28 protein-coding genes, 1 tRNA gene and 1 riboswitch are annotated in these 26,076 nt (G+C 75.7%); of the genes, 10 read left to right on the top strand and 19 right to left on the bottom strand.

All coding sequences use genetic code 11. The annotated features are described in order from the left end of the window. Window positions 1–16: 16 nt before the first annotated feature. On the top strand, window positions 17–1,015 hold the full coding sequence (locus BM165_RS08375) for a Gfo/Idh/MocA family protein (RefSeq protein WP_075013024.1): 999 nt from the start codon (window positions 17–19) through the stop codon (window positions 1,013–1,015). Here BM165_RS08375 and BM165_RS08370 read toward each other — a convergent pair whose 3' ends face one another. Beyond that, window positions 1,016–1,801, bottom strand: coding sequence for a DUF72 domain-containing protein (locus BM165_RS08370; protein WP_075013023.1), 786 nt, complete (start codon window positions 1,799–1,801; stop codon window positions 1,016–1,018). Window positions 1,802–1,825: 24 nt separating this feature from the next. Here BM165_RS08370 and BM165_RS08365 point away from each other — a divergent pair, with 24 nt between their 5' ends. Beyond that, complete coding sequence (locus tag BM165_RS08365) at window positions 1,826–2,227, top strand: VOC family protein (protein WP_075013022.1); 402 nt, start codon at window positions 1,826–1,828, stop codon at window positions 2,225–2,227. 240 nt (window positions 2,228–2,467) lie between these two features. Here BM165_RS08365 and groL read toward each other — a convergent pair whose 3' ends face one another. The 4 genes from groL to thrC form a co-directional block, all read right to left on the bottom strand. Then, complete coding sequence (groL, locus tag BM165_RS08360; protein WP_075013021.1) at window positions 2,468–4,096, bottom strand: chaperonin GroEL; 1,629 nt, start codon at window positions 4,094–4,096, stop codon at window positions 2,468–2,470. A 213-nt stretch (window positions 4,097–4,309) separates the two neighbouring features. Continuing rightward, window positions 4,310–4,495: a hypothetical protein gene (locus BM165_RS08355; RefSeq protein WP_075013020.1), complete on the bottom strand. Its 186-nt coding sequence runs from the start codon at window positions 4,493–4,495 to the stop codon at window positions 4,310–4,312. A 134-nt stretch (window positions 4,496–4,629) separates the two neighbouring features. Further along, on the bottom strand, window positions 4,630–4,830 hold the full coding sequence (locus tag BM165_RS08350; RefSeq protein ID WP_075013019.1) for a cold-shock protein: 201 nt from the start codon (window positions 4,828–4,830) through the stop codon (window positions 4,630–4,632). Between the two features lie 225 nt (window positions 4,831–5,055). Continuing rightward, window positions 5,056–6,333, bottom strand: coding sequence for a threonine synthase (gene thrC, locus BM165_RS08345; RefSeq protein ID WP_075013018.1), 1,278 nt, complete (start codon window positions 6,331–6,333; stop codon window positions 5,056–5,058). 12 nt (window positions 6,334–6,345) lie between these two features. Next, window positions 6,346–6,469: riboswitch (SAM riboswitch) on the bottom strand. 60 nt (window positions 6,470–6,529) lie between these two features. Between thrC and BM165_RS08340 the strand changes: the two genes are divergently transcribed. Then, entirely contained in the window at window positions 6,530–7,351 is an 822-nt protein-coding gene (locus tag BM165_RS08340; protein ID WP_075013017.1) for an HAD family hydrolase, read from the top strand. A gap of 109 nt (window positions 7,352–7,460) precedes the next feature. Here the strand turns inward: BM165_RS08340 and BM165_RS08335 are convergent, their stop codons facing one another. The 6 genes from BM165_RS08335 to BM165_RS08310 all read right to left on the bottom strand — a co-directional run bounded on the left by BM165_RS08335 (window position 7,461) and on the right by BM165_RS08310 (window position 14,885). Next, window positions 7,461–8,333: an ABC transporter permease gene (locus tag BM165_RS08335; protein ID WP_075013016.1), complete on the bottom strand. Its 873-nt coding sequence runs from the start codon at window positions 8,331–8,333 to the stop codon at window positions 7,461–7,463. Continuing rightward, complete coding sequence (locus BM165_RS08330) at window positions 8,333–11,257, bottom strand: alpha/beta fold hydrolase (protein ID WP_244274127.1); 2,925 nt, start codon at window positions 11,255–11,257, stop codon at window positions 8,333–8,335. Before BM165_RS08330 ends, BM165_RS08335 begins: the two co-directional genes overlap by 1 nt. Before the next feature lie 89 nt (window positions 11,258–11,346). Beyond that, on the bottom strand, window positions 11,347–12,960 hold the full coding sequence (locus BM165_RS08325; protein ID WP_143108081.1) for a LytR C-terminal domain-containing protein: 1,614 nt from the start codon (window positions 12,958–12,960) through the stop codon (window positions 11,347–11,349). 119 nt (window positions 12,961–13,079) lie between these two features. Beyond that, complete coding sequence (locus BM165_RS08320; RefSeq protein ID WP_075013014.1) at window positions 13,080–13,412, bottom strand: DUF3263 domain-containing protein; 333 nt, start codon at window positions 13,410–13,412, stop codon at window positions 13,080–13,082. Window positions 13,413–13,500: 88 nt separating this feature from the next. Continuing rightward, window positions 13,501–14,418 carry an EamA family transporter RarD gene (gene rarD, locus BM165_RS08315; RefSeq protein ID WP_075013013.1) on the bottom strand — a complete coding sequence of 306 codons (918 nt, stop codon included), beginning with the start codon at window positions 14,416–14,418 and terminating at the stop codon, window positions 13,501–13,503. Between the two features lie 35 nt (window positions 14,419–14,453). Further along, on the bottom strand, window positions 14,454–14,885 hold the full coding sequence (locus tag BM165_RS08310) for a CBS domain-containing protein (protein ID WP_075013012.1): 432 nt from the start codon (window positions 14,883–14,885) through the stop codon (window positions 14,454–14,456). Between the two features lie 97 nt (window positions 14,886–14,982). Between BM165_RS08310 and BM165_RS08305 the strand changes: the two genes are divergently transcribed. Further along, window positions 14,983–15,411, top strand: a complete 429-nt coding sequence (locus BM165_RS08305) for a DUF5313 family protein (RefSeq protein ID WP_075013011.1) — start codon at window positions 14,983–14,985, stop codon at window positions 15,409–15,411. Here BM165_RS08305 and BM165_RS08300 read toward each other — a convergent pair. After that, window positions 15,411–15,483: transfer RNA gene (locus BM165_RS08300), tRNA-Thr, on the bottom strand. The two genes, BM165_RS08305 and BM165_RS08300, sit on opposite strands and share 1 nt — an antisense overlap. A 287-nt stretch (window positions 15,484–15,770) precedes the next feature. Then, complete coding sequence (locus BM165_RS08295; RefSeq protein ID WP_075013010.1) at window positions 15,771–16,247, bottom strand: GNAT family N-acetyltransferase; 477 nt, start codon at window positions 16,245–16,247, stop codon at window positions 15,771–15,773. A 69-nt stretch (window positions 16,248–16,316) separates the two neighbouring features. On the opposite strand from BM165_RS08295, the gene BM165_RS08290 reads away from it, so the two are divergent. Then, a complete protein-coding gene (locus tag BM165_RS08290) occupies window positions 16,317–16,613 on the top strand; it encodes a DUF2695 domain-containing protein (protein ID WP_075013009.1) in 297 nt (98 codons plus the stop codon). On the opposite strand, the gene BM165_RS08285 is transcribed toward BM165_RS08290, so the two are convergent. Next, entirely contained in the window at window positions 16,583–17,299 is a 717-nt protein-coding gene (locus BM165_RS08285; protein ID WP_075013008.1) for a hypothetical protein, read from the bottom strand. The two genes, BM165_RS08290 and BM165_RS08285, sit on opposite strands and share 31 nt — an antisense overlap. Before the next feature lie 152 nt (window positions 17,300–17,451). Between BM165_RS08285 and BM165_RS26040 the strand changes: the two genes are divergently transcribed. The 4 genes from BM165_RS26040 (at window position 17,452) to BM165_RS08270 (ending at window position 20,951) form a co-directional block, all read left to right on the top strand. Beyond that, window positions 17,452–17,877, top strand: a complete 426-nt coding sequence (locus BM165_RS26040) for an ABC transporter permease (RefSeq protein WP_208976684.1) — start codon at window positions 17,452–17,454, stop codon at window positions 17,875–17,877. Further along, window positions 17,841–18,227, top strand: a complete 387-nt coding sequence (locus BM165_RS26035; protein WP_208976683.1) for an ABC transporter permease — start codon at window positions 17,841–17,843, stop codon at window positions 18,225–18,227. The genes BM165_RS26040 and BM165_RS26035 overlap by 37 nt, the downstream gene beginning before the upstream one ends. A gap of 113 nt (window positions 18,228–18,340) precedes the next feature. Beyond that, the gene (locus tag BM165_RS08275; protein WP_143108080.1) at window positions 18,341–19,627 is read left to right on the top strand and encodes a S1C family serine protease; all 1,287 of its coding nucleotides are present in this window, start codon (window positions 18,341–18,343) and stop codon (window positions 19,625–19,627) included. Window positions 19,628–19,676: 49 nt separating this feature from the next. After that, window positions 19,677–20,951: a DUF445 domain-containing protein gene (locus tag BM165_RS08270; RefSeq protein ID WP_075013006.1), complete on the top strand. Its 1,275-nt coding sequence runs from the start codon at window positions 19,677–19,679 to the stop codon at window positions 20,949–20,951. Window positions 20,952–21,057: 106 nt separating this feature from the next. Here BM165_RS08270 and rlmB read toward each other — a convergent pair whose 3' ends face one another. Genes rlmB through BM165_RS08245 form a run of 5 tightly spaced genes read right to left on the bottom strand, consistent with a single transcriptional unit; the run spans window position 21,058 to window position 25,091 of the window. Continuing rightward, window positions 21,058–22,035: a 23S rRNA (guanosine(2251)-2'-O)-methyltransferase RlmB gene (gene rlmB / locus BM165_RS08265; RefSeq protein WP_244274126.1), complete on the bottom strand. Its 978-nt coding sequence runs from the start codon at window positions 22,033–22,035 to the stop codon at window positions 21,058–21,060. After that, window positions 22,017–23,417, bottom strand: coding sequence for a cysteine--tRNA ligase (gene cysS, locus BM165_RS08260; RefSeq protein ID WP_075013004.1), 1,401 nt, complete (start codon window positions 23,415–23,417; stop codon window positions 22,017–22,019). Before cysS ends, rlmB begins: the two co-directional genes overlap by 19 nt. Continuing rightward, window positions 23,414–23,911, bottom strand: coding sequence for a 2-C-methyl-D-erythritol 2,4-cyclodiphosphate synthase (ispF, locus tag BM165_RS08255; RefSeq protein ID WP_075013003.1), 498 nt, complete (start codon window positions 23,909–23,911; stop codon window positions 23,414–23,416). Before ispF ends, cysS begins: the two co-directional genes overlap by 4 nt. Further along, the gene (gene ispD, locus BM165_RS08250) at window positions 23,908–24,570 is read right to left on the bottom strand and encodes a 2-C-methyl-D-erythritol 4-phosphate cytidylyltransferase (RefSeq protein WP_075013002.1); all 663 of its coding nucleotides are present in this window, start codon (window positions 24,568–24,570) and stop codon (window positions 23,908–23,910) included. Before ispD ends, ispF begins: the two co-directional genes overlap by 4 nt. A 38-nt stretch (window positions 24,571–24,608) precedes the next feature. Further along, window positions 24,609–25,091 (bottom strand): CarD family transcriptional regulator, encoded by a 483-nt coding sequence (locus tag BM165_RS08245; RefSeq protein ID WP_075013001.1) that lies wholly within the window; start codon window positions 25,089–25,091, stop codon window positions 24,609–24,611. Window positions 25,092–25,222: 131 nt separating this feature from the next. Here BM165_RS08245 and BM165_RS08240 point away from each other — a divergent pair, with 131 nt between their 5' ends. Next, on the top strand, window positions 25,223–26,068 hold the full coding sequence (locus BM165_RS08240; RefSeq protein ID WP_075013000.1) for a UbiA family prenyltransferase: 846 nt from the start codon (window positions 25,223–25,225) through the stop codon (window positions 26,066–26,068). Window positions 26,069–26,076 lie beyond the last annotated feature (8 nt).

Below are 26,076 nucleotides of genomic sequence, written 5' to 3'. Positions count from 1 at the left end.
CACTAGCGTCGGCGTCGTGAGTCGGGAGATCCGCTGGGGCATCGTCGGGCCGGGACGCATCGCGCAGAGCGTGATGGGCGACTTCCCACACGTGGCGGGGGCGCGGCCGGTGGCGGTGGCGTCGCGGTCGGCCGAGCGGGCTCAGGCGTTCGCGCAGGAGCACGGACTCGAGCGGGCGCACGGCTCCTACGCCGGGATCGTCACCGACCCCGACGTCGACGTCCTCTACCTCGCCACCCCGCACCCGCAGCACCACGCGGTGGCGCTGGCCGCGATCGAGGCGGGCAAGGCGCTGCTGGTGGAGAAGGCGTTCACCGCGACGACGGCCGGCGCGCAGGAGGTCGTGGACGCCGCCCGGGCGAACGGCGTCTTCGTCATGGAGGCGATGTGGACACGCTTCCAGCCCGCCGTCGTCCGCCTGCGGGAGCTGGTCGCCGACGGCGCGATCGGCGAGGTGCGGTCGGTGCAGGCCGACCTCGGCGTCGACCGCGTCTACGACCCCGCCGACCGGCTGTTCGCCCTCGAGCTCGGCGGCGGGGCGCTGCTCGACCTCGGCGTCTACGTCGTCTCCTTCGCCCAGATGCTGCTCGGCGCCCCGGACACGGTGACCGCCGCCGGCTCCACCTACCCCACCGGCGCCGACGCCGAGGCCGCGCTCCTGCTGGGCTGGGAGGACGGCAGATCGGCCACCCTGACGACGTCGCTGCGCTACCCGACGCCGGGCTCGGCGCGGGTGTTCGGCACCGGCGGGTGGATCGACGTCCTCCCCCGCTTCCACCACCCCGCGACGATCGTGCTGCACCGCACCGGCGCCGACCCCGAGGAGATCACCCTGCCGCCGGACGGCACGGGGTACTCCCACGAGCTGGCCGAGGTCACCCGGTGCCTGCAGGAGGGCCGCACCGAGAGCGCGGTCATGCCGCTGGCCGACACGCTCGCCGTGCAGGACGTGCTCGGGCAGGCCGCCGCGCAGCTCGGCGTGCACCACCGCGAGGACCCGCACGCGCTGGGCTGATCAGGCCGCGGCCCAGGCCTCGCCGGTCGCCTGCTCGCGGGTGGGCACGCGCGTCGGCGTGCGGCCGGCCCGGCGGACGGCGTCGGCCAGCGCGACCGCGTCGACCACGGCCGCACCGCCCGGGTCGTTGTTGAGGTAGACGACCACGTCCTCGTCGTCGACCCAGGTCTCCGCCAGCCGCTGCGCCCAGCGCTCGAGCACCGCCGGCGGGTAGCCCCAGCCCTCGGCACCGGTGTGCAGGCGCAGGTAGCCCCAGCCGGCGGTGCGCCACAGCGGCGTGACCGGCTCCTCGGCGCGGTCGGCCCAGCACAGGGCGGCGCCGTAGCGCTCCAGCAGGGCGCGCACCTCGTCGGTCTCCCAGGTCGCGTGCCGCGGCTCCACGGCCACCCGCACGCCCGGCGGGAAGCACGCCAGGCAGTCGCGCAGCAGGCCGGCATCGGCCTTCAGCGTCGGCGGCAGCTGCAGCAGGACGACGTCGAGCCGGTCGCCGAGCCCCTCGGCGTGCTGCACCAGGCGGGCCACCGGCTCCTCGGGCTCGCGCAGCCGCTTGACGTGGGTGAGGAAGCGGCTGGCCTTGACCGCCCAGCGGTAGTCGGGCGGGGTGCGCTCCCGCCAGGCCGCGAAGGTCTCGCGGGCGGGCAGCCGGTAGAAGGCGGCGTTGCTCTCGACCGTGGCGAAGTGCTGCGCGTGGTGCTCCAGCCACAGCCGCTGGGGCATGCGCTGGGGGTAGAAGCGGCCGCGCCAGTCGCGGTACTGCCACCCAGACGTCCCGATCACCACCGCCACGCCGCCCGCCTACCCTGCGCGGTCATGACCGACGCCCCGGCCCGCTTCAAGGACATCTGCATCGACGCCCGCGACCACCAGGCGCTGGCCGGCTGGTGGTGTGCCGCGATGGGCTACGTCCGCCGCGACACCCTGCCCGACGGGACCCCCCGCGAGCTCTCCTGGCCCGCCCCGATCGAGGACCCGCACGGCCGCGGGCCGCTCATCTGGTTCAACCCGGTGCCCGAGCCCAAGACGGTCAAGAACCGCCTGCACATCGACGTCGTGGGCGACTCCGCGGCGCTGCAGGCCGCGGGTGCCACGCTGGTGCGGGCCTCGGACGAGCGCCCCGGCCACGAGGCCGACGAGGACGCGGGCGAGATCGGCTGGGACGTGCTGGCCGACCCCGAGGGCAACGAGTTCTGCTGCTTCCCGCCGCGGGACTGAGCCCTCTCAGGCCGCGACTGCGGGCCAGTCGTCGCTCCGCGGCGCTCGTGAGCGACTTCCCGGCAGTCGTGCGGCCCCGGCGACGAGCCCCGGGGCGCGTCCTCCGCCCCGGACGCCGACAGGGGCGGCCCCGCGGAGTGCGGGACCGCCCCTGCCGGGCAGTGCTGATGGTGCTGGGCGGCCCCTCCGCAGGGTCCCGCGCCGAGCGTGCGAGGCGTGGGGGGCGGAGGGGTCCTTCCGTCAGAAGTCCATGCCGCCCATGCCGCCGTCGCCACCGGGCATGGCCGGGGCGTTCTTCTCCGGCTTGTCGGCGATGACGGCCTCGGTGGTGAGGAAGAGCGCCGCGATGGAGGCGGCGTTCTGCAGCGCCGAGCGGGTGACCTTGGCCGGGTCGATGATGCCGGCCGCGACCAGGTCCACGTACTCGCCGGTGGCGGCGTTGAGGCCCCAGCCGGTCTCGGAGTTGCGGACCTTCTCCGCCACGACGCCGCCCTCGAGGCCGGCGTTGATGGCGATCTGCTTCAGCGGCGCCTCGAGCGCGACGCGCACGATGTTGGCACCGGTCGCCTCGTCGCCCTCGAGCTCGAGCTTGTCGAACGCGACGCCGGTGGCCTGCGCGAGAGCGACGCCACCACCGGCGACGATGCCCTCCTCGACGGCGGCCTTGGCGTTGCGCACCGCGTCCTCGATGCGGTGCTTGCGCTCCTTCAGCTCGACCTCGGTCGCGGCGCCGGCCTTGATGACGGCGACGCCACCGGCCAGCTTGGCCAGGCGCTCCTGCAGCTTCTCGCGGTCGTAGTCGGAGTCCGACTTCTCGATCTCGGCGCGGATCTGGTTGACCCGGCCGGCGATCTGGTCGCTGTCGCCGGCGCCCTCGACGATCGTCGTCTCGTCCTTGGTGACGACGACCTTGCGGGCACGGCCCAGCAGGGAGGTGTCGGCGTTGTCGAGCTTGAGGCCGACCTCCTCGCTGATGACCTGGCCACCGGTGAGGATGGCGATGTCGGCGAGCATGGCCTTGCGGCGGTCACCGAAGCCGGGGGCCTTGACGGCCAGCGACTTGAAGGTGCCACGGATCTTGTTCACGACCAGGGTCGCGAGGGCCTCGCCCTCGACGTCCTCGGCGATGATGGCCAGCGGCTTGCCCGACTGCATGACCTTCTCCAGCAGCGGGAGCAGGTCCTTGACCGTGCTGATCTTGCTGTTGACGACGAGCACGTACGGGTCGTCGAGGACGGCCTCCATGCGCTCGGTGTCGGTGACGAAGTAGGGCGAGATGTAGCCCTTGTCGAAGCGCATGCCCTCGGTGAGCTCGAGCTCGAGGCCGAAGGTGTTGCTCTCCTCGACGGTGATGACGCCTTCCTTGCCGACCTTGTCCATCGCCTCGGCGATGAGCTCACCGATGGCGGTGTCGGCGGCGGAGATCGACGCGGTGGCCGCGATCTGCTCCTTGGTCTCGACGTCCTTGGCCGTCGAGAGGAGGTAGTCGGTGACCGAGGCGACGGCCTTCTCGATGCCCTTCTTCAGGGCCATCGGGTTGGCGCCGGCGGCGACGTTGCGCAGGCCCTCGCGCACGAGCGCCTGGGCGAGCACGGTGGCGGTGGTGGTGCCGTCACCCGCGACGTCGTCGGTCTTCTTCGCGACCTCCTTGACCAGCTCGGCGCCGATCTTCTCCCAGGGGTCCTCGAGCTCGATCTCCTTGGCGATGCTCACACCGTCGTTGGTGATGGTGGGAGCGCCCCACTTCTTCTCGAGGACGACGTTGCGGCCCTTGGGGCCGAGCGTCACCTTGACGGCGTCGGCGAGGGTGTTCATGCCCCGCTCGAGGCCGCGGCGCGCCTCTTCCTCGAAGGCGATCATCTTGGCCATGTGGTGATGTCCTCCATGCATGGATCGCTGCACGGCCGGGACCGGCGCCCGCGACGGACGACACCGGCGCCGCGGACGCTCCTTCGGCCCGCGCTCCGGTGCCTCACCGTTCCGACCTGATTGGCACTCGGCACTGTCGAGTGCCAATCCGAAGTCTGGCACTCGCCCCTGCCGAGTGCAAGAACGGGGGGTGGTCGCGGCCTGTTCCGGCGGTCAGGACCGCGGCGGGTCCGGCTCCCAGACCCCGGTCGCCTCGTCGAGGCGCTCGACCAGCACCACCCGGCCGTCGGTGCGCGACACCCAGACCCGGGTCTGCCCGTCGTCGTACTTCAGGTCGGAGTCCGGCCGCTGCGCCAGCGTGGGCATGTCCTCCAGGTACGTGATGCTCCAGCGCGGCACGGGTGCTCCTCGTCGTCAGGGCCGGTCGTCAGGGCGGGGAACGGCGACGGCCCGGCTCCCGTAGGGGGAACCGGGCCGCGACACGGGGTGCGGGGGGAGCTCAGGCGCTCCGCCCGACGCTCGCCGTCGCGAGCTCAGGCGACGCGGACGCCGTCGGCCTGGGGGCCCTTCTCGCCCTGGACGACCTCGAAGACGACCCGCTGGCCCTCGTCGAGGCTCTTGTACCCGTCCATCTGGATGGCCGAGTAGTGGACGAAGACGTCCTGGCCGCCGTCGACGGCGATGAAGCCGAAGCCCTTCTCGGCGTTGAACCACTTCACGGTGCCCTGTGCCACGTGTGCTCCCACGTTCGTGCGTGCGGACGGTCCCCGTGATCCGGGGACCGGGGTACAGCTCTTCCGCCCGTCGGACACGTGCGTGGAACTGACGACCGCGCGAGACCGTACAACAGAGACGACGTCGTGGGGAGATCCCGGACACACGACTCGGGGACGATCCGGAACGGGATGTCACCCGTCCGGATCGCCGGCGCTCCCGAGGCTACGCCCGGTCGACGGGCCTCAGCCGATGAGGCCGGCCGCGCGCACCGACCGCAGCGACGGCTCGACCCGGTGGGTGGGGCCGACGACCGGCAGCAGCGGGTCGAGGGTCTTGAGCCCCTCGCCGGTGTTGAGGACGACGGTCTCCCTGCCCGGGTCCAGCCGCCCGTCCTCGGCCAGCTGCCGCAGCACCGCGACGGTCACGCCGCCGGCGGTCTCGGCGAAGACGCCGGTGGTGCGGGCGAGGTCGCGGATGCCCTGGACGATCTCGTCGTCCCCGACGCGGCCGACCGCGCCGCCGGTGCGGCGGATCGCGTCGAGTGCGTAGGGCCCGTCGGCGGGGTTGCCGATGTTGAGCGACTTGGCGATGCCGGTGGGCCTGACCGGCTTGACGACGTCCCAGCCGTTGTCGAACGCGGTGGCGATCGGGTCGCAACCGGCCGACTGGGCGCCGAACACCGTCCACCCGGTGTCCTCGACGATCCCCGCGGCGACCAGCTCGCGGAAGGCCTTGTCGACCTTGGTGAGCAGCGAGCCCGACGCCATCGGGATGACCACCTGGGCCGGGATCCGCCAGCCCAGCTGCTCGGCGATCTCGTAGCCCATCGTCTTGGAGCCCTCGGCGTAGTAGGGCCGCACGTTCTGGTTGACGAACGCGGTCTCCTCGAACTCGTCGGTCTCGGCGAGCTCGCTGGTCAGCCGGTTGACGTCGTCGTAGGACCCGTCGACGGCGACCAGCGTCTGGCCGTAGACGGCCGACTGCACGACCTTGCCCGGCTCGAGGTCGGCCGGGATGAACACCGTCGACGGGATGCCGGCGCGGGCGGCGTGCGCGGCGACCGAGTTGGCCAGGTTGCCCGTCGAGGCGCACGCGATGGCCCGGTAGCCCAGCCCGCGGGCCGCGGTGGCGGCGAGGCTGACGACGCGGTCCTTGAAGGAGTGGGTGGGGTTGGCGGAGTCGTCCTTGACCCACAGCCCGCCGGTGAGGCCGAGCTCGGCGGCCAGCCGGTCGGCGCGCACCAGCGGCGTCATGCCGGGGTCGAGGGAGACGCGGGCGGCCGGGTCCTGGCCCACCGGCAGCAGGGCGGCGTAGCGCCAGATGCTCTGCGGGCCGGACTCGATCTGCTCGCGGGTGACCGCGCGCATGCGCTCGGGGTCGTAGTCGACCTCCAGCGGGCCGAAGCACTCCGCGCAGGCGTGCTCGGCGACGAGGCCGAAGGTGGCGCCGCAGTTGCGACAGACGAGCCCGCGGGCGGGACTCGGCGCGACTGCGGTGGGGGCCGGGGCGGTCAGGGTCATGCGACGACTACCTCCTCATCTTCCCCGCGTCGGGCCGTCGAGCCGCGCGGGACGGAATTGGCACCTCTCGCCGCTCGCGCGAGCGCGGTTGCCGGGGCTTCACCGGGCCGTGTCCCTCTGCCCCTCTGGATGAGTGGAACGGCCGCGAGCCTACCCGGGTCCGGATCGCTCCCCCGGCCCCGGCCATGCTGGGCGGGTGGCAGCGCGCATCGTCTACACCGACCTCGACGGCACGATGGTCGGCCCGCGGGGGTCGTTCTGGCACGCCGCCGACGGCTCCCCGACGGCGGAGCCCGCGACCGCGTTGCTGGAGCTGCACACCGCCGGCGTCGCCCTGGTCATCGTCAGCGGACGGACCGCCGACCAGGTCACCGAGGCCGGGCGGATCTTCGCCGCCGACGGCGCGATCGCCGAGCTGGGTTCCCTCGTCACGTGGAAGGGCGGCAGGGAGCGGCACCAGCTCACCGGCGAGCTGCCGCTGAAGTACGCGGGACGCACGCCGATGGACGTGATGGCCGAGCTCGGCGTCGTCGACGCGCTGTGCGCCGCCCACCCCGGCCGGCTGGAGTGGCACGCGCCCTGGCACACCACGCACGACGGCGACGCGTTGCTGCGCGGCTACGTCGACCCGGTCGCCGTCGACGCCTGGCTGGCCGAACGGGATCTGGGCTGGCTGACGCTCAAGGACAACGGCGCCATCCCGGCGACGGCGAAGCTGGACCTGGCGCCGGAGGGGCAGCTGGCGCGGGTGTACCACCTGATGCCGCGCGGCATCTCCAAGGGCGCGGCGATCGCGTGGGACCTCGAGCGCCGCGGGCTGGACCCCGCCCACGCGGTCGCGGTCGGCGACAGCGCCAGCGACCTGGAGATGGCGCCCGCCGTCGGCCGGCTGTGGATCACCGCGAACGGCGCGGAGGTCGACGGCATGGCCGCGATGCTCGACGCCGTCCCGAACGTGACCGTCACCGACGAGGCGATGGGCCTCGGCTGGGCCCAGGCCGTCAGAGCGAGCCTGTGAGCGGGTCGTGCCGAGTGGGCCCCCGGAGGGGTCCGGGCAGGCGCGACAGAGGGGCTCCGCGGCCCCGGGGGACGGCACGTGGCCGCGGTGTCGCCCGGTAGGGCGACGGTTACGACGTCACGTCCCTCCGGGCGAAGTGGCGGAAGCCCAGCGCGGTGAAGACGGCGGCGTAGACCAGCGACTGGACGACCCCGCGGAACATGTCGCCGGAGTCGACCGGCGTCTGCAACAGGTCGGTCCAGGCGAACTCCTCCGCGGTCGGGAAGTAGTCGCGGATGGCGCCGAGCTGCTCGACCTGGTCGAGGATCGCGAACACGAACATCGTGAACACCGCCCCGCCGACGGCCGCCAGCGGCGCGTCGGTGATCGTGGACAGCCAGAACGCGAGCGTGCCGACGACGAGCAGGTGGACGGCGAGGTAGCCGAGCATCCCGGCCAGCCGCAGCAGCCCCTCGCCCTGCGGCAGGGTCACGCCGATCGGGGTCTGGATGTCGTCGAACCCGAAGGCGATGCCGCCGGCGACGACGGCCACCAGCGCGATCGTCAGCAGTGCCCCGACCGACAGGACCAGCGCGGCGAGGAACTTCTGCCGCAGCAGCCGCATCCGCGGCACGGGGGTGGCCAGCGTGTACCGCAGCGATCCCCACTGGGCCTCGCTGGCCACGGTGTCGCCGAAGAACAGCGCGTAGACCACGACGAGGAAGAAGCTCGTCGCCGCGAACAGCACGAACAGCGTGAAGTTCAGCCCGCTCGACGTCGCGACGTCGACGAGGTTGATCCGGTTGTTCTCCGCGGCCTCCTCGCTGGCGCCCAGCTGCAGCGCGGCGATGAGCACCAGCGGCAGCGCGACCATCAGCGCGAACACGCCGATCGTGCGCCGCCGCTTGAACTGCCGACGCAGCTCGACGGAGAGCCGCAGCGTGCGCCCCGGCCGGTAGCCGGCGACGGCCCCGGTGGCCTGGACGTGCTCGGTGGCGGTCATCAGTTCTCCCCCACGAGGGCCAGGAACGCGTCCTCCAGGCGGCGGCGCGGCGTGAACTGGTCGACGGCGACGTCCGCGGCCACCAGTGCCTGCAGCGCCGCGGCCCGCGAGGTCTGCGTCCCGAGGTCGGCGACCAGGCCCTCGTCGGTGCGCTCGACGGTGACCCCGGGCAGCGCGGTGAGCACGGCGACCGCCCGGTCGGCGTCGGCGTCCGTCGCCCCGGGGGCCAGGCCGACCGACACCGCCCCGCCGGTGCCGACGATCTCCTCGACCGTGCCCTGCGCGATCTTCTGCCCCTTCGTCATGACGACGACGTGGGTGCAGGTCTGCTCGATCTCGCTGAGCAGGTGGCTGGAGACGATGACCGTGCGGCCGGTGGCGGCGTAGGACCGCAACACCTCGCGCATGGCGTGGATCTGGGGCGGATCGAGCCCGTTGGTCGGCTCGTCGAGGACCAGCAGGTCGGGCAGGCCGAGCATCGCCTGGGCGATCGCCACCCGCTGGCGCATGCCCTGGCTGTAGCGGCGCACCGGCCGGTCGATGGCGGCGCCGAGGCCGGCGACCTCGATCGCCTCCTCCATGTGCGCGTCCGCGGTCGGGCGGCCGGTGGCGGCCCAGTAGAGCGTCAGGTTGTCGCGGCCGGACAGGTGCGGCATGAGGCCCGTGCCCTCGACGAACGAGCCCAGCCGCGACAGCACCGGCGCGCCGGGGCCGGCGGCGTGGCCGAACACGCTGATCCGCCCCTGCGTCGGGCGGATGAGGCCCATGAGCATCCGCAGCGACGTCGTCTTGCCGGCGCCGTTGGGCCCGAGCAGGCCGAGCACCTGGCCGCGGCGGACCTCGAAGGAGAGGTCCTTCACGGCGACGAAGCCGTCCTTGTAGGCCTTGGTCACACCCTCGAAGCGCAGCGGCACGTCCTCGCCGTCGGGCTCGACCTCGTCGGCGGTGGCCCGGCGGCGCCGGCGGCCCCACAGCACCGCGGCCAGCCAGCCGAGCAGGCCGAGCAGGACGACGGCGCCGAGCAGCAGCCACCAGCGCGACGTGCCGCCGTCGGCCTGCGCCTGCCCCTCCACGGTGGGGACGGCGAGCGCGGTGCCGCCGTTGCCGGCGCCGGCCAGGGCGACGGAGTAGACGCCCGCCTCGGCCGGCAGCGCGAAAGCCTGGTCGGTGGAGGAGACGACGACGCGCATCGTGTGGCCGGCCTCGAACCGGTGCACGATCGCCGGCAGCGTGACCGCGACCTCGGTGGGCGCGGCCGGGTCGGCGGACAGGCCGGTCAGCGACAGCGGGGCGACCAGCCCGCCGGGCAGCGTCTGCGCGCCGTCGGGGCCGACGTCGTAGAGCTTGGCGAACAGGGTGGCGCTGCCGGTGGGCGAGGCGACGGCGATCTCCACGGTCGGGGCGCCGACCACCTCGACGGCCTCGTCGAGCGGCTCGGTGGCGAAGGCGGCGAACTGACCGGGGATCTCCACCGCGGCCCCGCCGAGCGCTGAGGTCAGCGACCCCAGGCCCGGGACGGTGGTGATCGCCGCGGGCGTGCCGCCGGCCGGGGTGACCACCGGCTGGACCGGGCCGTCGAGGGCGAGCTCCGTGCGCTCGGTGGCCGCGTCGCCGGCCAGGCCCGGGTAGGCGTCGGCGACGACGCTCTGCGTGCCGCCCTGGACAGTGCCCAGCGTGCTGCCCAGGCCGCTGGGCACGGGGAACTCGAAGCCGGTGCCGGGGTCCTCGCCGCGCGCGGGGTCGCCCTCGTCGCGCAGGTGCCAGGAGAACCAGCCGGCGACGAGCTCACGCAGGTCGGCGGTCTCCCGCTCGGAGGCCTGCGAGTCGTGGCCGCCGGCGTACCAGACGACCTTGACCGGGGTGCCGTTGGCGGCGATGCCGCGGGCGTTGGCGTCGGCCTGGCCGAGGCCGAACAGCGAGTCCTCGGTGCCCTGCACGAGGAGGGTGGGCGCGGTGATCCGGTCGAGCACGGGGGCGGGGCTGCTGCGGTCGAGCACCGCGGCGACCTCGGGCGTGAGCGTCCCGGAGGCCGCGGCGGTCTGGTAGGCGGCGCAGATGTCGGCGCGGAACCGGCCGCAGGTCAGCGCCTGCTCCACCGCGGCGGGGTCGAGCGTCGAGGGATCGATCGGCAGGTCCTCGAGGCTCGGTGCCGCGGAGGCCGGTGCCGCGGCGGCGCCGTCGCCGGTGCCCCCCTCCGGCCCGTCGCCGCCGCCACCGAGGGCGTCGAGCAGCCCGCCGGTGGGGACCGACCCGACGCCGAAGAACAGGCCCGACCACAGCCGCTTGTAGACGCCGGTGCCGCCGGCCTGCGGGGTGGCCGCCGGGGTCTGCCCGTCGGGGGCGCCGGTCTGGGAGGGGAAGAGCGCGGCGGTCAGGGAGTTCCAGGTGATCTGCGGCGCGATGGCGTCGACCCGGTCGTCGTAGGCCGCGCCGAGCAGGGACAGCGCGCCGCCGTAGGAGGCGCCCGCGACGCCGACCCGCGGGTCGCCGTCGCCGTCGAGGAGGACGTCGTCGCGCCCGGCGAGCAGGTCGAGCAGCGTGGAGAGGTCGGCCACCTCGTAGCGGGGGTCGTCGAGGCCGATCTGGCCGGTGCTCGCGCCGAACCCGCGCGCGGAGTAGGTCAGGACGACGAAGCCGCGGCCGGCGAGGTCGCGGGCGTCGTCGGCCACCGACTGCTTGCTGCCGCCGAAACCGTGGGCGAGCACGACCGCCGGTGCGGGCTCGTCCACGTCGGGCAGGTAGAGCGTCGTGTCGAGCTCGACGGCGTCGGCACCGGAGCCGGAGGGGACGCGCGCCTCCTCGGTGGCGACGTCCTCGGCCGCGGAGGCGGTCGCGGGCAGCGCGACGAGCAGGGTGGCCGAGACCAGGCAGGTGAGCAGGACGCCGAGGGTCGCGCGGGCGCCGGGGCGCGGGCGAGGACGCACGGGCCCGCGGACGGGACGCACGATGCGGCCAACGGACGGTGTCGCGCCGGTGTTCCGGGAGGGGCGGTGCCGTGGCTCGCAGGGGACGGTCAGGACGGCCACTCGCCCGCGACGACGACGACGATGCCGGGGTCGGCCGTGCCGGGGACCTCGAAGAAGCGCGGGGTGGGCCCGAGCGCGACCGCCGGGAAGAGGTCCATCAGCTGGACGGCCGACTGCCGCTGCGTCTCGTCGCCCTCGGTGACGAAGACGGTGGTCGCGGCGATGTCGCCGCCGTCGTAGGTGCCGACGCCGGCCGAGTCCCAGCCCTGCTCGCCGAGCTGGGCGGCGACCTGGGCGGCCAGCCCGTTGACGCCCGTCGCGTTGAGCACCGTCACCGGCACGCGCACCGGCCGGGCGGGCACGTCCTCGACCGGGGGCAGCGGCTCCACCGACAGCGGCGGCAGGGCGCCGGTGGAGGGCGGCACGGTCGCGGGGGCGGGGGTCGTCGTCGGCGCGGCGGTCGCACCGGCCTCCTGCGCCGCCGGGGAGATGTAGCTGTAGACGCCGAGCACCACCAGCGCGACGACGACGGCGGCGAGCAGGAGGACGCCGGTGCGGCGGCGCCGCGGCGGGGCGTCGTGCTCGTCGGCGGCGCGCAGCGCGGCCCGGGACACCCCGGCCCGGCGGGCGGCCTTGCGGCGCTCGACCTCCATCGCGTGCCGCTCGGCGTCGCGGGCCTGGCGCTCGGCGCGCATCGCGGCCCGGTTGCCGACCACGCCCGTGGCGCCGGTCGAGGGTCCGGTGGAGGGGCCGGTCAGGGGCTCGGGTGCACGGTCGCGGGCCCGCCCGTCACGGGTGGTCCCGCGGTCTGGGATCGCCTCGGTCAGCGGCGCGGCGGCACGCCCCCGGGTGACCTCGCGGTCGGGGATCGCCTCGGTCAGCGGCGCGGCGGCACGCCCCCGGGTCACCTCACGGTCGGGGATCGCCTCGGTCAGCGGCGCGGCGGCACGCCCCCGGGCGACCTCGCGGTCGGGGATCGCCCGGGTCGCCGGGGGTGGGGACGGCGGTGCCGGGGCGGCGTCGACGACACGGTCACGGGCGAGGGGCCCGGCCACCGGCTGGTCCCACGGGTCGAGCGGCGGCCTGGCCGGCTCGGGGGCGTCGGCGTGCGGTGTCGGCACGGCCTGGAAGGGCGCGACCGTGGTGATCGGGGCGGCCGCGCGGGCCGGCGCCTGGGGAGCCGGCGGTGCGGCGGCCGGTGGCGGGGCGGCCGGCGGCGGCGCCGCCGGCAGGCGCGCCGCGGTCGGCGGCACGGTGGGCGCCTGGGGCGCGGGCCGCTGAGGTGCGGTGCCCTGCGCCGCGGGCCGCTGCGGTGCAGGCGCCTGGCGGGTGGCGCCGTCGACCGGCGTGCGGGGCCGGTCCGCCGGCGGCGAGGCAGAGACGGCTCGGGTGACCCCGTTGGCCGCCGGCGCGGGCACGGCGCGGGTGGCGCCGTTGGCCGGCGGGCGCGACCGGGCGGCCGGCGGCTCGGGCTCGGCGGGCCGCGCCGGGACGGCGGGGCGGCCCGCCCGGCCGGTCAGCGGGCGGCGGCGGTCGGTCTCGTCGCCCACCAGGGCGTCACGCCGGCGGTCGGCGCGGCTGCGCAGCGCGCCGGGGGTGGTGTGGTGGTCACCCGGGTCGGCGAGGCCCCGGTCGGCGGGGCGCACGGCACCGGTCGGCATCTCGTCGACGGGGAGGTCGACGGTGGGGTCGGTACGCCTGCGTCCACCGGCCACCGGGGCTGACGGCCGGTCCGGTTGGTCACCACCTGACGCCGCATGCCTGCCCACGGTGACCAAATCTAGATGGCGGAGGAGTCCTTGCCCAGGAGGGACGGCGATCGCCGCTGCCGCCGGGCGCTGCGCAACCGGCGCAGACGGCGGACCAGCAGGGGGTCGGCGGCGAGGGCGGCCGGACGGTCGACCAGGGCGTTGAGCACCTGGTAGTACCTCGTGGGCGGGACGCCGAACTGCTCGCGGATCGCCGTCTCCTTGGCGCCCGCCTGGCGCCACCACTGCCGCTCGAAGGCCAGCATCTCGTGTTCGCGCCGGGTGAGTCCCGCGGGCTGCGCAGGACCCTCGCCGGACACCGTGCCCCCCGGCGGGGAGACCGCCGGGGCGGGGTCGGGGGTCATGGTCGGGGTCCGTTCGATCGGGGGGAAGCCGTCACCCAGAACGGTAGACCCGGGGTACGACGGTTGCGGGCGTGTCGCAGCCCCGACCTCAGGCCGCCGCCGGGACCTGCTCGGCGGCCGCCCGCCGGCCGGCCGCGCGGGCCGACCGCAGGCTGTCGACGGTGAACACCGCCAGCGCCGCCCACACGATGGCGAAACCGGCGAGCCGGGCCGGCGGCATGGGCTCGTGGAAGACGAACACCCCCAGCGCGAGCTGCATCAGCGGCGTCACGTACTGCAGCAGGCCGACCGTCGACAGCGGGATCCGGCGGGCCGCGGCGGCGAAGAGCAGCAGCGGCACCGCCGTCGCGACGCCCGAGGCCATGAGCAGCAGCAGGTGGCCGGTGCCCTCGCCGCCCGCCGTCCCCCGGCCGGTGCCGTGCAGCACGCCCAGGACGACCAGTGCCGGGACGACGGTGACCAGCGTCTCGACGAACAGCCCCGGCGCGGCCTCGACCCGGACCAGCTTCTTGAGCAGGCCGTAGGCGCCGAAGGTGGCGGCCAGCGTCAGCGCGATCCACGGCGGGCGGCCGTGGTCGATCGTGAGCACGACGACGGCGACCGTGGCCAGGCCCACCGCCGTCCACTGCAGGGGGCGCAGTCGCTCGGAGAAGACGACGACGCCGAGCAGCACGCTCACCAGCGGGTTGATGAAGTAGCCGAGCGAGGTCTCCACGACGTGGCCGGAGTTCACGCCGTAGACGAACACCAGCCAGTTCGCGGCGATGAGGACCGAGGCGCCGGCGAGGACCAGCAGGGTGCGCCGGTCGGTGACCGCGGCGCGGACGAGCGGCCAGCGGCGCAGCGCGGTGAGCAGCAGCGCGACGAACAGCAGCGACCAGACGACGCGGTGGGCGACGATCTCCACGCCGCCGGCAGGTTCGAGCAGCGGGAAGTACAGCGGGAAGCAGCCCCACAGCAGGTAGGCCGACAGGCCCGCCGCCGTCCCCCGCTGCCGCTCGTCCACGCCGGGACGGTACGCCCGGCGTGCGGCGCTCCGGCCTAGCCGGTCTGGATGTAGTCGACGAGGTGGGCGCGCTCCTGCTCCAGCTCGTCGAGGCGCGCCTTGACGACGTCACCGATGGAGACGATGCCCAGCAGCCGGCCGTCCTCGGTCACGGGCACGTGCCGCACCCGGTGGTCGGTCATCGTGCGGGCGAGGTCGTGCACCGAGGCCCCGGGCGGGCAGGTGTGCACCTCGGCGGTCATCAGCGCCGACACGGGGTCGTCGAGCACCGACGGCCCGGTGTCGTGCAGGCCGCGGACGACGTCGCGCTCGGAGACGATGCCGTCGACCGCGCCGTCCCCGGAGGAGACGACGAGTGCGCCGATGCGGTGGCGGGCCAGGAGCGCGAGCGCGTCCCGGACGCTGGCCGACGGCTCGACGGTGACCACGTGCGGGTCCTTGTGGCGCAGCAGCTGGGAGATCTGCACGGGGGCCTCCTCGCCTCGGCGGCGGCAGTCTCCACCCGCGTCCCCACCGGGGGCAACGGGGACTGACGCGGTGGACGGACGGGCCTACCGTCGAGGGGTGCGCACCACCCGGCACGACGCCGCCGCGTCGTCCCCCACGGCCCTCCAGTGGCTCCGCTACGCCTTCGGCGCCCGGCTGCCCCGGGACCTGTCGGCGTGGGTGCTGTCGGACACCACCCGGCCCGGCTGGGTGCGGCGGCACGTGGCCCGCTCGCTGGTGCAGCTCTCGCCGCTGGTGGTCGCCTGCCTCGCCGTCGTCCCGGTGGGGATGGCCTACCGGCTGACGGCGGCGCTCGGCGGCGTGCTCGTCGGGCTCATGTACTCGATGGCGTTCATGGTGGAGACCACCGAGCACCGCGTGGCCAAGGCCGGCTACCCCGCGGGGACCGCCGCCCGGCTGCGCGAGGAGCGGGCGGAGCGGCGCCGCACCGCCCGGGTCGAGGAGCGCTTCCCCTACCGGGCCGGCGGCTCGGGCAGCTTCGACTGAGCCGACGGGGGGACTCGAACCCCCAACCGCCCGATTACAAGTCGGGTGCGCTACCAGTTGCGCCACGCCGGCGGGACACGGGACTCACGCCCCGGCACGAGTCTAGGGACCGGCGGACGGCGCCGACTCCTGCGGTGTTCCCGGCGCTCCCGCGGCCGTGCAGCACCGCGAGAGCGCGAGGGACACCGCAGGAGCGCCGTCAGCCGACGGCGCGGTCGGCGCGGACGGGGTCAGGACCGGGTTACCAGCGCCACCGTGAGCCCGAGGAGCAGGAGCCCCCCACCGCCGCGGTCGGCCGACCCGGTCGCCGGGTGATCGTGAGGACCGGACGGTGGAGCCGCCACCGGCCCCGCACCCGTTCACCCGGTCGGGCGCCTCGTCACCGGCTGCCACACGTAGCGGACGTCGGGCTCGCGCTCCTCGTTGCCGGAGCCGTCGGTCGCCTCGACGGCGACGAAGCCGTGCCGCTCGTAGAAGCGCCGCGCCGGCCCGTTCACCCGGAAGGTCCACAGCTGCAGCCCCGACGGCTGCCGCTGCTTGGCCAGCTCGACGAACCGGTCGCCGATCCCCCGCCCGCGCCAGGCCGGGTCGAGGTAGAGCTGGTCGACCCAGCCCGGGGACAGGGCGAGCACGCCGACGACGGCGCCGCCGGCCTCCGCCACCCACGTGTCGTGCAGGAGCAGCAGCACGTCGCGGACCCAGCCCCGCACCTCGTCGTCGGGGTGGGCGCGGCGCACCGTGGGCAGGGCGGCGTCGAAGGAGCGCAGCCAGACATCGGCCACCGCCCCCGCGTCCGGAGGCACGGCGGGGCGGAGGACCACGGCGGCAGCGGTCACGGCCGGTGAGGATGCCAGGCCGGGGGTGGGTGGGCTCAAGGCCTCCCGTCCCCCGCCGATCCTGACCACGTGGCACCGACCGGCGACGTCGCACCGGGGTGCGAGGCCGCCCTCCTGCCGCTGGACCGCTCGCAGCTCGACGCGCTGCGCGAGCACGTCGAGGCGCTGCTGGCGGCGGGGGGCTGCGACCAGACCCACCGCGCCACCGACGCCTGGGCCGCGGACCACGGCATCGCCCCCGACCGGCTGCACCAGGGGCTGGAGGAGTACGGCGGGTTCTGCGACTGCGAGGTCGTGATGAACGTCGACCCCGCGCTGGTCTTCGAGCCGGGCGGTCAGACGGCCGGCGGCCCCTCGTCCAGGTAGCGCGCCGGGTCGCTGTCCAGCGACCCCTCGGCCAGCCAGCGGGCGAAGCCGTCGGGGTCGCGGCGCTCGAGCTCGTCGAGCGTCTCCTGGCGGCGCCGGACGATCGACTGCCGCGCCGCCGGGTGCAGGCGCCCCGCCAGCGCCGTCGTCGTGCTCAGCCACTCGCGGCCCAGGGCGGCCGTCGGCAGCGTCGCGACCGGGGGCAGGTAGGTCACCGTGCCCACCGTCTCCGCGGGACGGGCGCCGGTCACCGGCAGCGACGGGGCGGGCGTCGTCCCGCCGGCCGGTGCGGGCGGGGGCGTGACCATGGTGGCGTTGCGCCGGGGCGGGCGCCCGGCGTGCAGCAGCCACAGGCCGAGGCCGCCGACGGCGAGGACGGCGCCGGCGAGGACGGTGAGCACCGGGCCGCCCAGGGCGGCCGTCCCGGAGAGGAACAGCAGCAGGCCGATCGTCGCCGCGCCGGCGCGCCACGCCGCGTCCAGCGGGTTCCGGCCGACGGCCGCGCCGGGCTCGTTCGCCGATTCGCGGGCCACACCGCCGGCCAGGCAGGCGGTGACGACGGAGGCCAGGCCCACGGCGAGCAGCCCGGGCGGCCGCAGGGCCAGCCCGCCGACGACGGCGACCGCCGTCGCGACGAGGGCGGCGAGCCCCAGGAGGAGGCGGGCGGGCAGACCGCGGTCGGACACGAGCAGCCTCCACGGGTGCAGGCCGGACAGGTGACCCCGCCCGGCCCTGGAGGACCGTGCGGGGCTCCCCCACTACCCCGCCACCGTCCGGTCGCACACCGTGGCCGGGCGTGTCGCGGCGTGCCGTGGCGCGCACGGCAGGATCGCCGCCCGTGGGGACCTCCGTCGTCGAGCTCGGCCCACGGCTGGCCGTCGTCCTGCTGCTGCTGACGGCGGCGGCCGCGGCGGGCGGGCGGCTGTCCGGGCTCGGCCAGGAGCGGCCGGTCGTCGTCGCGGCGCTGCGGGCGACGGTGCAGCTGGCGGCGGTATCCGCGGTGCTGCTGGTGGTGGTCGGCTCCCTGTGGCTGTCGGCGGCGTTCGTCCTGCTCATGGTCACCGTCGCGGCGGCCACAGCGGCCGGCCGGGTCACCGGCCTGCCGCTGCGCGCCCCGGGGACGGCGCGGCGGGTGGCGACGACGGCGCTCGCGGTCGCCGGCGGCGCGGTGCCGGTCGTGGCCTGGTGCTGGCCAGCGGGACGGTGCCGATGCGCGGCGAGGCGGTCGTGCCCGTCGCCGGGATCCTCGTGGGCGGTGCGATGACGGCGACGTCGCTGGCCGGCCGGCGGCTGCGCGAGGAGCTCAGCACCCGCCGCGGTGAGGTGGAGGCGGCGCTGGCGCTCGGCCTGCTCCCCCGCGACGCCGTCCTCGAGGTGGCCAGGCCGTCGGCGGCCACGGCGCTCGTCCCGCCGCTGGACCAGACCCGCACCGTGGGCCTGGTCACCCTGCCCGGCGCCTACGTCGGCGTCCTGCTCGGCGGCGGCAGCCCGCCGGCCGCCGGGGCCGCGCAGCTGCTCGTGCTGGTCGGCCTGCTGGCCGTCCAGGTGGCCGCGGTCTGGATCGTCACCGAGCTCGTCGCCCGCGGCCGGGTGCTCCCCGGCCTCCCCCGCTGACCTGCGCCGACGCGTCCAGATACCTCACAGGCGCCGCGCAGCGCCGCGCCAGACGCCCGGCCGACAGTCGGTCGCGAGGGCGGCGGACGCCGCCCGCCGAGGAGGACCTGACGATGACCGGCACCCCGTACCCCGACCCGCACCAGCAGCCGCCGGTGCAGCCGCAGCCGCCGGTGCAGCCGCCGGCCGGGGCGGCCGCGGGTCGGGTGCCGCCGCCGTCCGGTGCGCCCTGGCACCCGGGCGCCGTGCACGGCACCACCGGCACGCTGCCGCCGCCCGTCACCGGGCTCGCACCCCGCCGGACGGGTCGGGTGCGGATCGGCGTCGCGGCCCTCCTCGCCGGCGCGCTCATCGGCGGCGGCACCGGCGCCGGGGTGGTCGCGCTCACCGACGACCGCGGGGCCTCGGCGGCCACCCCGACGGCCCAGGGCGTCGTCATCACCGACCCGGAGTCGGCCACCGCGGTCACCGCCGCCGCGGCGAAGGCCGCCCCCAGCGTCGTCACCGTGTACGTCAGCAGCGGGTCGGGCTCGGGCAGCGGCTCCGGCGTCGTCCTCACCGAGGACGGCTACGTGCTCACCAACGACCACGTCGTCAGCCTCGACGGCGCCACCCGGGACGCGACCGTGCAGGTCCGCACCTCCGACGGCACGCTGCACGACGCCACCGTCGTCGGCACCGACCCGACGTCGGACCTGGCCGTGCTGCGGCTCGACGACGCCAGCGGGCTCACCCCGGCCACCTTCGCCGACTCCGACGACGTCCAGGTCGGCGACCTCGCCGTGGCGATCGGCGCCCCGCTGGGCCTGTCCGACACCGTGACCGACGGGATCATCAGCGCGACGGACCGGGCGGTGGCCACCGGCTCCACCCAGGACGACGCCACGGTCATCGACGCGCTGCAGACCGACGCGGCGATCAACCCCGGCAACTCCGGCGGCGCGCTGGTCGACGCGGCCGGCGAGGTCGTGGGCATCAACACCGCGATCGCCTCGGTGGCCTCCGGCGCGCCCGGGCAGGCGTCGCAGAGCGGCAGCATCGGCGTGGGCTTCGCCATCCCGGGCAACGTCGCGCAGCGGATCGCCCAGGAGATCATCGACACCGGCACCGCCACCCACGCCGTCCTCGGCGTCAGCGCGCAGACGGCGGCCGACGACGGCAACGCCGAGATCGGCACCGGCGCCCAGGTCGTGGGGGTGCAGCCCGGCGGCGCGGCCGCGCAGGCGGGGCTGGAGGCCGGCGACGTCGTCACCGCCGTCGGCGACCGCCCGGTGACGACGTCGACCGAGCTGACCGCCGCGGTGCGCAGCGCCGCGCCCGGCGACGAGGTGACGCTCACCGTCCGCCGCGGCGGGCAGACCGAGACCGTCGAGGTCACCCTCGGCAGCAGTGCCGGCTGACCCGGCGACCGCTGAACGACACCCTCCCGCGCCGCATAGGCTCGGGAGGGTGTCGTCGTCGTCCGTGCCGCTGACCTCGTCGCTCGACGACCCGGCCCGCGCCGAGGGCCTGCAGCGGATGAAGCGGCTGGCCACGGGGCTGTTCGCGCTGGCCGCGGCGGTGTTCCTCGCCTGCGTGCTGATCGGTGAGGACGCCGGCGCGTGGGTCGGCTACGTACGGGCCACCGCCGAGGCGTCGATGGTGGGCGCGCTGGCCGACTGGTTCGCCGTCACCGCGCTGTTCCGGCACCCGATGCGGATCCCGATCCCGCACACGGCGATCATCCCGCGCAAGAAGGACCAGATCGGCGCGAGCCTGGGCGCCTTCGTGCAGGAGAACTTCCTGACCCGCGCCGTCGTCGAGGACAAGCTCGCCACCGTCGACGTCCCGCGCCGGCTCGGCGACTTCCTGTCCGCCCCCGGCCGGGCCGAGCGGCTGGCCGCCGACGCCGCCGTCGCGCTCACCGGGGTCACCGACCTGCTCCGCGACGACGACGTGCAGGACGCCGTCGCCGGGCTGGTCGACCGCAAGCTGCACGAGACGCCGGCCGCGCCGGTGCTGGCCCGGGTGCTGGAGCTGGTGGTCGACGGTGACCGCCACCAGGAGGTGCTGTCGGCGGCGCTGCGCTACCTCGGCCGCTTCCTGGAGGAGAACCGGGTCGTCTTCCGCGCCCAGCTCGGTGACGCCTCCCCCGCCTGGGTGCCCGACTGGGTCGACGACCGCGTGTTCGACCGCGTGTTCGCCGGGCTGCAGGTCTTCCTGCACGAGGTCGGCACCGAGCGCGACCACGAGCTGCGGCGGGTCTACGACGCCCGGCTGCGCGCCTACGTGCACGCGCTGCGCACAGACCCCGACACCGCGGCGTCCGTCGAGGCGTTCAAGAAGCAGCTGCTCGAGCACCCGGCGGTGCGCACCTGGTCGTCGTCGCTGTGGACCAACGCCAAGACGGCGTTCCTCGCCGCGGCCGCCGACCCCGACTCCGAGCTGCGGGCCCGCGTCGCCGCCCTGGTGCTCGACGGCGCCCGGCTGCTACGGACCGACCCGCGCGTGCGCGAGCGGGTGCAGCGGCAGTCGGTGCGGGTGGCCGGCTGGCTCGTCGAGCGGTTCGCCGGCGACGTGGCCGACGTCGTCGGCACCACCGTGGCGCGCTGGGACACCGAGGAGACCAGCCGCCGCATCGAGCTGCAGGTGGGCCGCGACCTGCAGTTCATCCGGATCAACGGCACCGTCGTCGGCGGCCTGGCCGGGCTGGTGATCTACACCGTGGCGCAGCTGCTCGGCTGAGCAGCCCACCCCACTCCCGTCGAGATCGCGCGATCTCGGCGCGCCAGACGCCCTCCGGCGCCGAGATCACGTGATCTCGGCGGGAAGGGAGGGAGGCGGGGGGAGCTCAGCCGCGGCGGGCGGCCGCCGCGGCGTAGAGCGCGATGCCGGCCGCGACGCTGACGTTGAGCGACTCGGTGTCGCGGGCGATCGGGATGCGCAGGACGACGTCGCAGCGCTCGCGCACCAGCCTCGAGAGCCCGGTGCCCTCGGCGCCGACGACGAGCGCGACCGGGTCGGCGAAGCCGTCGTAGTCGTGCAGGTCGGTGTCGCCGTCGCCGGCGAGGCCCACGGTCTGCAGGCCGGCGTCCTGGTAGGAGGCCAGCGCGCGGGCCAGGTTCACCGCGCGCGCCACGGGCAGCCGGGCGGCCGCGCCGGCGCTGGTGCGCCAGGCCGAGGCGGTCATCCCGACCGCGCGCCGCTGCGGGACGACGACGCCGTGCGCGGCGAACGCGGCCGCCGACCGCACCACGGCACCCAGGTTGCGCGGGTCGGTGACGCCGTCCATGGCGACGACGAGCGGCGGGCGGCCGGAGTCGCGGGCGAGGTCGAGCAGGTCGTCGGGGTGGGCGTAGTCGTACGGCGGGACCTGCAGGCCGATGCCCTGGTGCAGCGCGCCGTTGGACATCCGGTCGAACTCGGCCTTGCCGACCTCGAGCAGCGGCAGGCCGCGGTCACCGGCCAGCTGCACGGCCTCGGCGACCCGCTCGTCGGTGCGCGTGCTGTCCCCGGTGACGACGTAGAGCGCCGTCGCCGGGATCTCCGCGCGCAGCGCCTCGACCACCGGGTTGCGGCCCAGCAGCAGCTCCGGCGCCTCCTCGGCGCGCTGGCGGCCGCGGTCGCGCTCGGCCCGGCGGCGGGCGTCGGCCTGGGCCTTGCGCTGGGCGGGGTGGCCCTTGCGCATCTCGGCCGGCGGGGTGGCCCCGCGGCCGGCCAGAGACCTGCGGTTCTTGCCGCCGGTGCCGGCGGTCGCGGTCTTCTTGCCGGCGCCGCTCGTGCGGCCGCGGCGCTGGCTGTTGCCGGCCATCAGCGGGTCAGCTCCCATCGGGGTCCCTGCGGGGTGTCCTCGACCTGCACGCCCAGGGCGGTGAGCCGGTCGCGCACGGCGTCGGCCGCGGCGTAGTCCTTGCGGGCGCGGGCGGCCTGCCGCTGCTCCAGCGCCAGCCGCACCAGCCCGTCGGTGACCCCGGCGAGCCGGTCGTCGCCGCCGGTGGCCCAGTGCGGGTCGAGCGGGTCCAGGCAGAGCACGCGGAGCATCGCGCGCACCGCACCCAGTGCGGCGGCGGTCGTCGCGTCGTCGCCGTCGGCGAGGGCGGTGTTGCCGTGGCGGACGGTGTCGTGCACGACGGCGACGGCGGCCGGGGTGCCCAGGTCGTCGTCCATGGCCTCGCGGAAGGCCGCCGGCAGCTCGCCCGGCTCCTCGCTCCCGACGCGCTCGACGGCGCGGTGCACGAACGACTCGATCCGCCGGTAGGCCGCACCGGCCTCGGCCAGCGCGGCGTCGGTGAACTCGATGGTCGACCGGTAGTGCGGGGCGACGAGGTAGTAGCGCAGCTCCACCGGCCGCACGCGGCGGACAACCTCGTCGACCAGCGCGGTGTTGCCCAGCGACTTGCTCATCTTCTCGCCGCCGAGGGTCACCCAGCCGTTGTGCACCCAGTACCGGGCGAAGCCGTGCCCGGCGGCGTGCGACTGCGCCTGCTCGTTCTCGTGGTGCGGGAAGCGCAGGTCCAGCCCGCCGCCGTGGACGTCGAAGTCCGGCCCGAGGTAGCGCTCGGCCATGGCGGAGCACTCCAGGTGCCAGCCGGGGCGGCCGCGGCCCCACGGGGTCGCCCACCCGGCGGTGCCGGGCTCGCCGGGCTTGTGCGCCTTCCACAGCGCGAAGTCGCGGGGGTCGCGCTTGCGCTCGTCGGTGCCGCTGTCGGCCGCGGGCTCCATCTCCTCCGTCTTCTGCCGGGTCAGCGCCCCGTACCCCGGGAAGGAGCGGACGTCGAAGTAGACGTCGCCGTCGACGGCGTAGGCGTGCCCGCGCTCGATCAGCCGCGCGATGAACTCGACCATGTCGGGCACGTGGCCGGTGGCCCGCGGCTCGTAGGTGGGCGGCCGCACGCCCAGCGCCTCGTAGGCGCGGGTGCTGGCCAGCTCGTTGTCGTAGGCCCACGCCCACCACGGCACCCCGTGCTCGGCGGCCTTGGCGAGGATCTTGTCGTCGATGTCGGTGATGTTGCGGACCAGCGTGACCTCGGTGCCGTGGCCCTGCTCCAGCCAGCTGCGCAGGACGTCGAAGACCAGGCCGGCGCGCACGTGCCCGAGGTGCGGCGGGCCCTGCACGGTGAGCCCGCAGACGTACATGGAGGCCTGTCCTGCCCGCAGGGGGGTGAAGTCGCGGACCGCCCGGGCGGCCGTGTCGTACAGGCGGAGGCTCACCGGCCGGAGTCTACGGACCCCGTCCGGACCACCAGCGCCGTCGCGACGGCCGCCCGGCCCTCACCCCGCCCGACCAGCCCGAGCCCGTCGGTGGTGGTGGCGGTCACCGTGACCGGGGCGCCGAGGGCCGCCGACAGCGTCGCCTCCGCCTCCGCCCGGCGCGGACCCAGCTTCGGCGTCGGTGCGACCAGCTGGACCGCGGCGTTGCCCACCCGCCAGCCTGCGGCGGCCAACGTCTCCCGGACGTGCTCGAGGACGGCCACGCCGCGGGCACCGGCCCAGCGGGGGTCGTCGGTCCCGAGCAGCCCGCCGATGTCGCCGAGCCCGGCCGCGGAGAGCACGGCGTCGGTGAGCGCGTGCGCGACGACGTCACCGTCGGAGTGCCCGGCGCAGCCGTCGGCACCGGGCCACTCGAGGCCGGCCAGCCAGCACGCGCGACCGGCCTCGACCGGGTGCACGTCGACGCCCAGGCCGACGCGGGGCAGGTCTGTCACCGTCGCACCTGGAGCCCGGCGAGGTGGAGGTCGTGCGGGATCGTCACCTTCGCTGCGCGCTCGTCGCCGTCCACGCAGGTGACGGGGATGCCGGCGGCCCGGACGACGGCGGCGTCGTCGGTGAGCTCGACGCCGTCGGGCAGCGCGGCGTAGGCGGCCACGAGGGTGGCCCGGTCGAAGCCCTGTGGGGTCTGCACACGACGCAGGGGTGCGCGGGGGACGGCGTCGGTGACGGTCCCCGCCTCGTCGACGACGACCGTGGTGTCGACGACCGGGAGGACCGGGACGACGGCCGGGGCGCCTGCGGCCAGGGCGGCCAGCACGCGGGTGACGACGTCGGGCGGCGTCAGCGGGCGGGCGGCGTCGTGGACCAGGACGGTGTCGGCACCGGGTCCGGCGGCGGCGAGGCCGGCCCGGACGGATGCCGTCCGGGTGTCCCCGCCGTCGACGAGTGCGACGGCGCCGGGGAGCGCGGCGGCGAAGGCGGCCCGCTCGGCGGGCGGCACGACGACGACGACCTCGTCGACACCGCCGGTGAGCAGGGTCTCGACGGCCCAGGCGACCAGTGGCCGGCCGGCCAGCGGGACCAGGGCCTTGGGCCGGTCGGCCCCCAGACGCAGACCACTCCCGGCCGCTGCGACGATGCCGACAGCGGACACGGGAGTGGTCTGGTGGAGCGGGTGCGCGGAGGCGGAGCTCAGCTGGCGAGGACCTCGTCGAGGAGGATCTCGGCCTTGTCCTCGTTGGTGCCCTCGGCGAGGGCGAGCTCGCTGACGAGGATCTGGCGGGCCTTCGACAGCATCCGCTTCTCACCGGCGGACAGGCCGCGGTCCTTGTCGCGGCGCCACAGGTCGCGGACGACCTCGGCCACCTTGTTGACGTCACCGGACGCCAGCTTCTCGAGGTTGGCCTTGTACCGGCGCGACCAGTTGGTCGGCTCCTCGGTGTGCGGGGCCCGCAGGACCTCGAACACGCGGTTGAGCCCGTCCTGACCGACGACGTCGCGGACGCCGACGATCTCTGCGTTGTCGGCCGGCACGCGCACGGTCAGGTCGCCCTGGGCGACCTTCAGCACGAGGTAGGCCCTCTCTTCACCCTTGATCACCCGCGTCTCGATCGCCTCGATGAGCGCGGCACCGTGGTGCGGGTAGACGACGGTCTCGCCGACAGTGAAGCCCATGTGTGTGTGACCCCTTTCGCTGCACCCAGGTTAGCACGGCACACTGACGCCCGGAACGGATCGATGACGGATATCCGCAGGTCAGAGGCCTGACGAAGTCCCGGAGAGGGGTTGACACCGGCGTGGTGGGTGTGCGTGCGCGGCCCCCGCGGGCGGCCTCGCTACGGGCCCTGGTCCTCGCCACGCACGCCCCGCCGGCGGCTGCCGTCACCGCCGTCGCGACCCTCCTGGCGGTCGCCGCGCAGGTGACACCCGGACGGGTCGTGCTCACCGGGGCCGCCGTCCTCGCAGGTCAGGCGTCCATCGGCTGGAGCAACGACTGGCTCGACGCCGACCGCGACCGGGCCGTCGCGCGCGCGGACAAGCCGGTGGTGCAGGGCACCGTCGAGCCCTCCGTGCTGCGCGGGGCGGCGCTCGGCGCGGCCGCCGTCGCCGTCGTCCTGTCCCTGGCTCTCGGCACGGTGCCCGGGCTGCTGCTGCTGGTCCTGGTGGCCAGCGGCTGGGCCTACAACGCGGGTCTCAAGCGCAGCGTGGTCTCGGGGCTGCCCTACGTGACCGGCTTCGGGGCGCTGCCGGCGGGGGTGGTGGCCGCGGCACCGGGCACGCCGGTCGCTCCGTGGTGGCTGCCGGCGGCCGGGGCCGCCCTGGGGGCCGCGGCGCACCTGGCCAACGTCGCCCCCGACCTGGAGGAGGACCTCGCGACCGGGGTGCGCGGACTGCCCCACCGCCTCGGCGCGCGGGTGTCGGCGCTGCTGGGCGCACTGCTGCTGGGGACGGCGTCGCTGGTGCTGGTGCTGGGTCCGGACGGGCCGCCGCGGTGGTGGGGCTGGGCCGGCCTGGCGCTGGCGGTGCCCGCGGTCGCCGTCGCAGCGCTGGCCGGCACGCCGCGCTTCCGGCGGCTGGCCTTCCCCGCGGTCATGCTGCTGACCGTCCTCGACGTGGTGCTGCTGGTGCTCGGCGGGGCCGCGCTCACCTGAGCGCGGCC

The organism is Geodermatophilus obscurus, from assembly GCF_900115395.1.
Taxonomy (GTDB): domain Bacteria; phylum Actinomycetota; class Actinomycetes; order Mycobacteriales; family Geodermatophilaceae; genus Geodermatophilus; species Geodermatophilus obscurus_B.
Note: the sequence above shows the minus strand (reverse complement) of the source record. Positions and strands in the feature narration are given on the sequence as shown.

Excerpts from the sequence above, each read along its gene's own strand:
- BM165_RS08335 (WP_075013016.1), bottom strand. The coding sequence starts at position 8,333 with ATGACCGCCACCGAGCACGTCCAGGCCACCGGGGCCGTCGCCGGCTAC.
- BM165_RS08275 (WP_143108080.1), top strand. The coding sequence starts at position 18,341 with ATGACCGGCACCCCGTACCCCGACCCGCACCAGCAGCCGCCGGTGCAG.
- groL (WP_075013021.1), bottom strand. The coding sequence starts at position 4,096 with ATGGCCAAGATGATCGCCTTCGAGGAAGAGGCGCGCCGCGGCCTCGAG.
- BM165_RS08325 (WP_143108081.1), bottom strand. The coding sequence starts at position 12,960 with ATGCCGACCGGTGCCGTGCGCCCCGCCGACCGGGGCCTCGCCGACCCG.
- BM165_RS08365 (WP_075013022.1), top strand. The coding sequence starts at position 1,826 with ATGACCGACGCCCCGGCCCGCTTCAAGGACATCTGCATCGACGCCCGC.
- thrC (WP_075013018.1), bottom strand. The coding sequence starts at position 6,333 with ATGACCCTGACCGCCCCGGCCCCCACCGCAGTCGCGCCGAGTCCCGCC.
- BM165_RS08245 (WP_075013001.1), bottom strand. The coding sequence starts at position 25,091 with ATGGGCTTCACTGTCGGCGAGACCGTCGTCTACCCGCACCACGGTGCC.
- BM165_RS08320 (WP_075013014.1), bottom strand. The coding sequence starts at position 13,412 with ATGACCCCCGACCCCGCCCCGGCGGTCTCCCCGCCGGGGGGCACGGTG.
- rlmB (WP_244274126.1), bottom strand. The coding sequence starts at position 22,035 with ATGGGAGCTGACCCGCTGATGGCCGGCAACAGCCAGCGCCGCGGCCGC.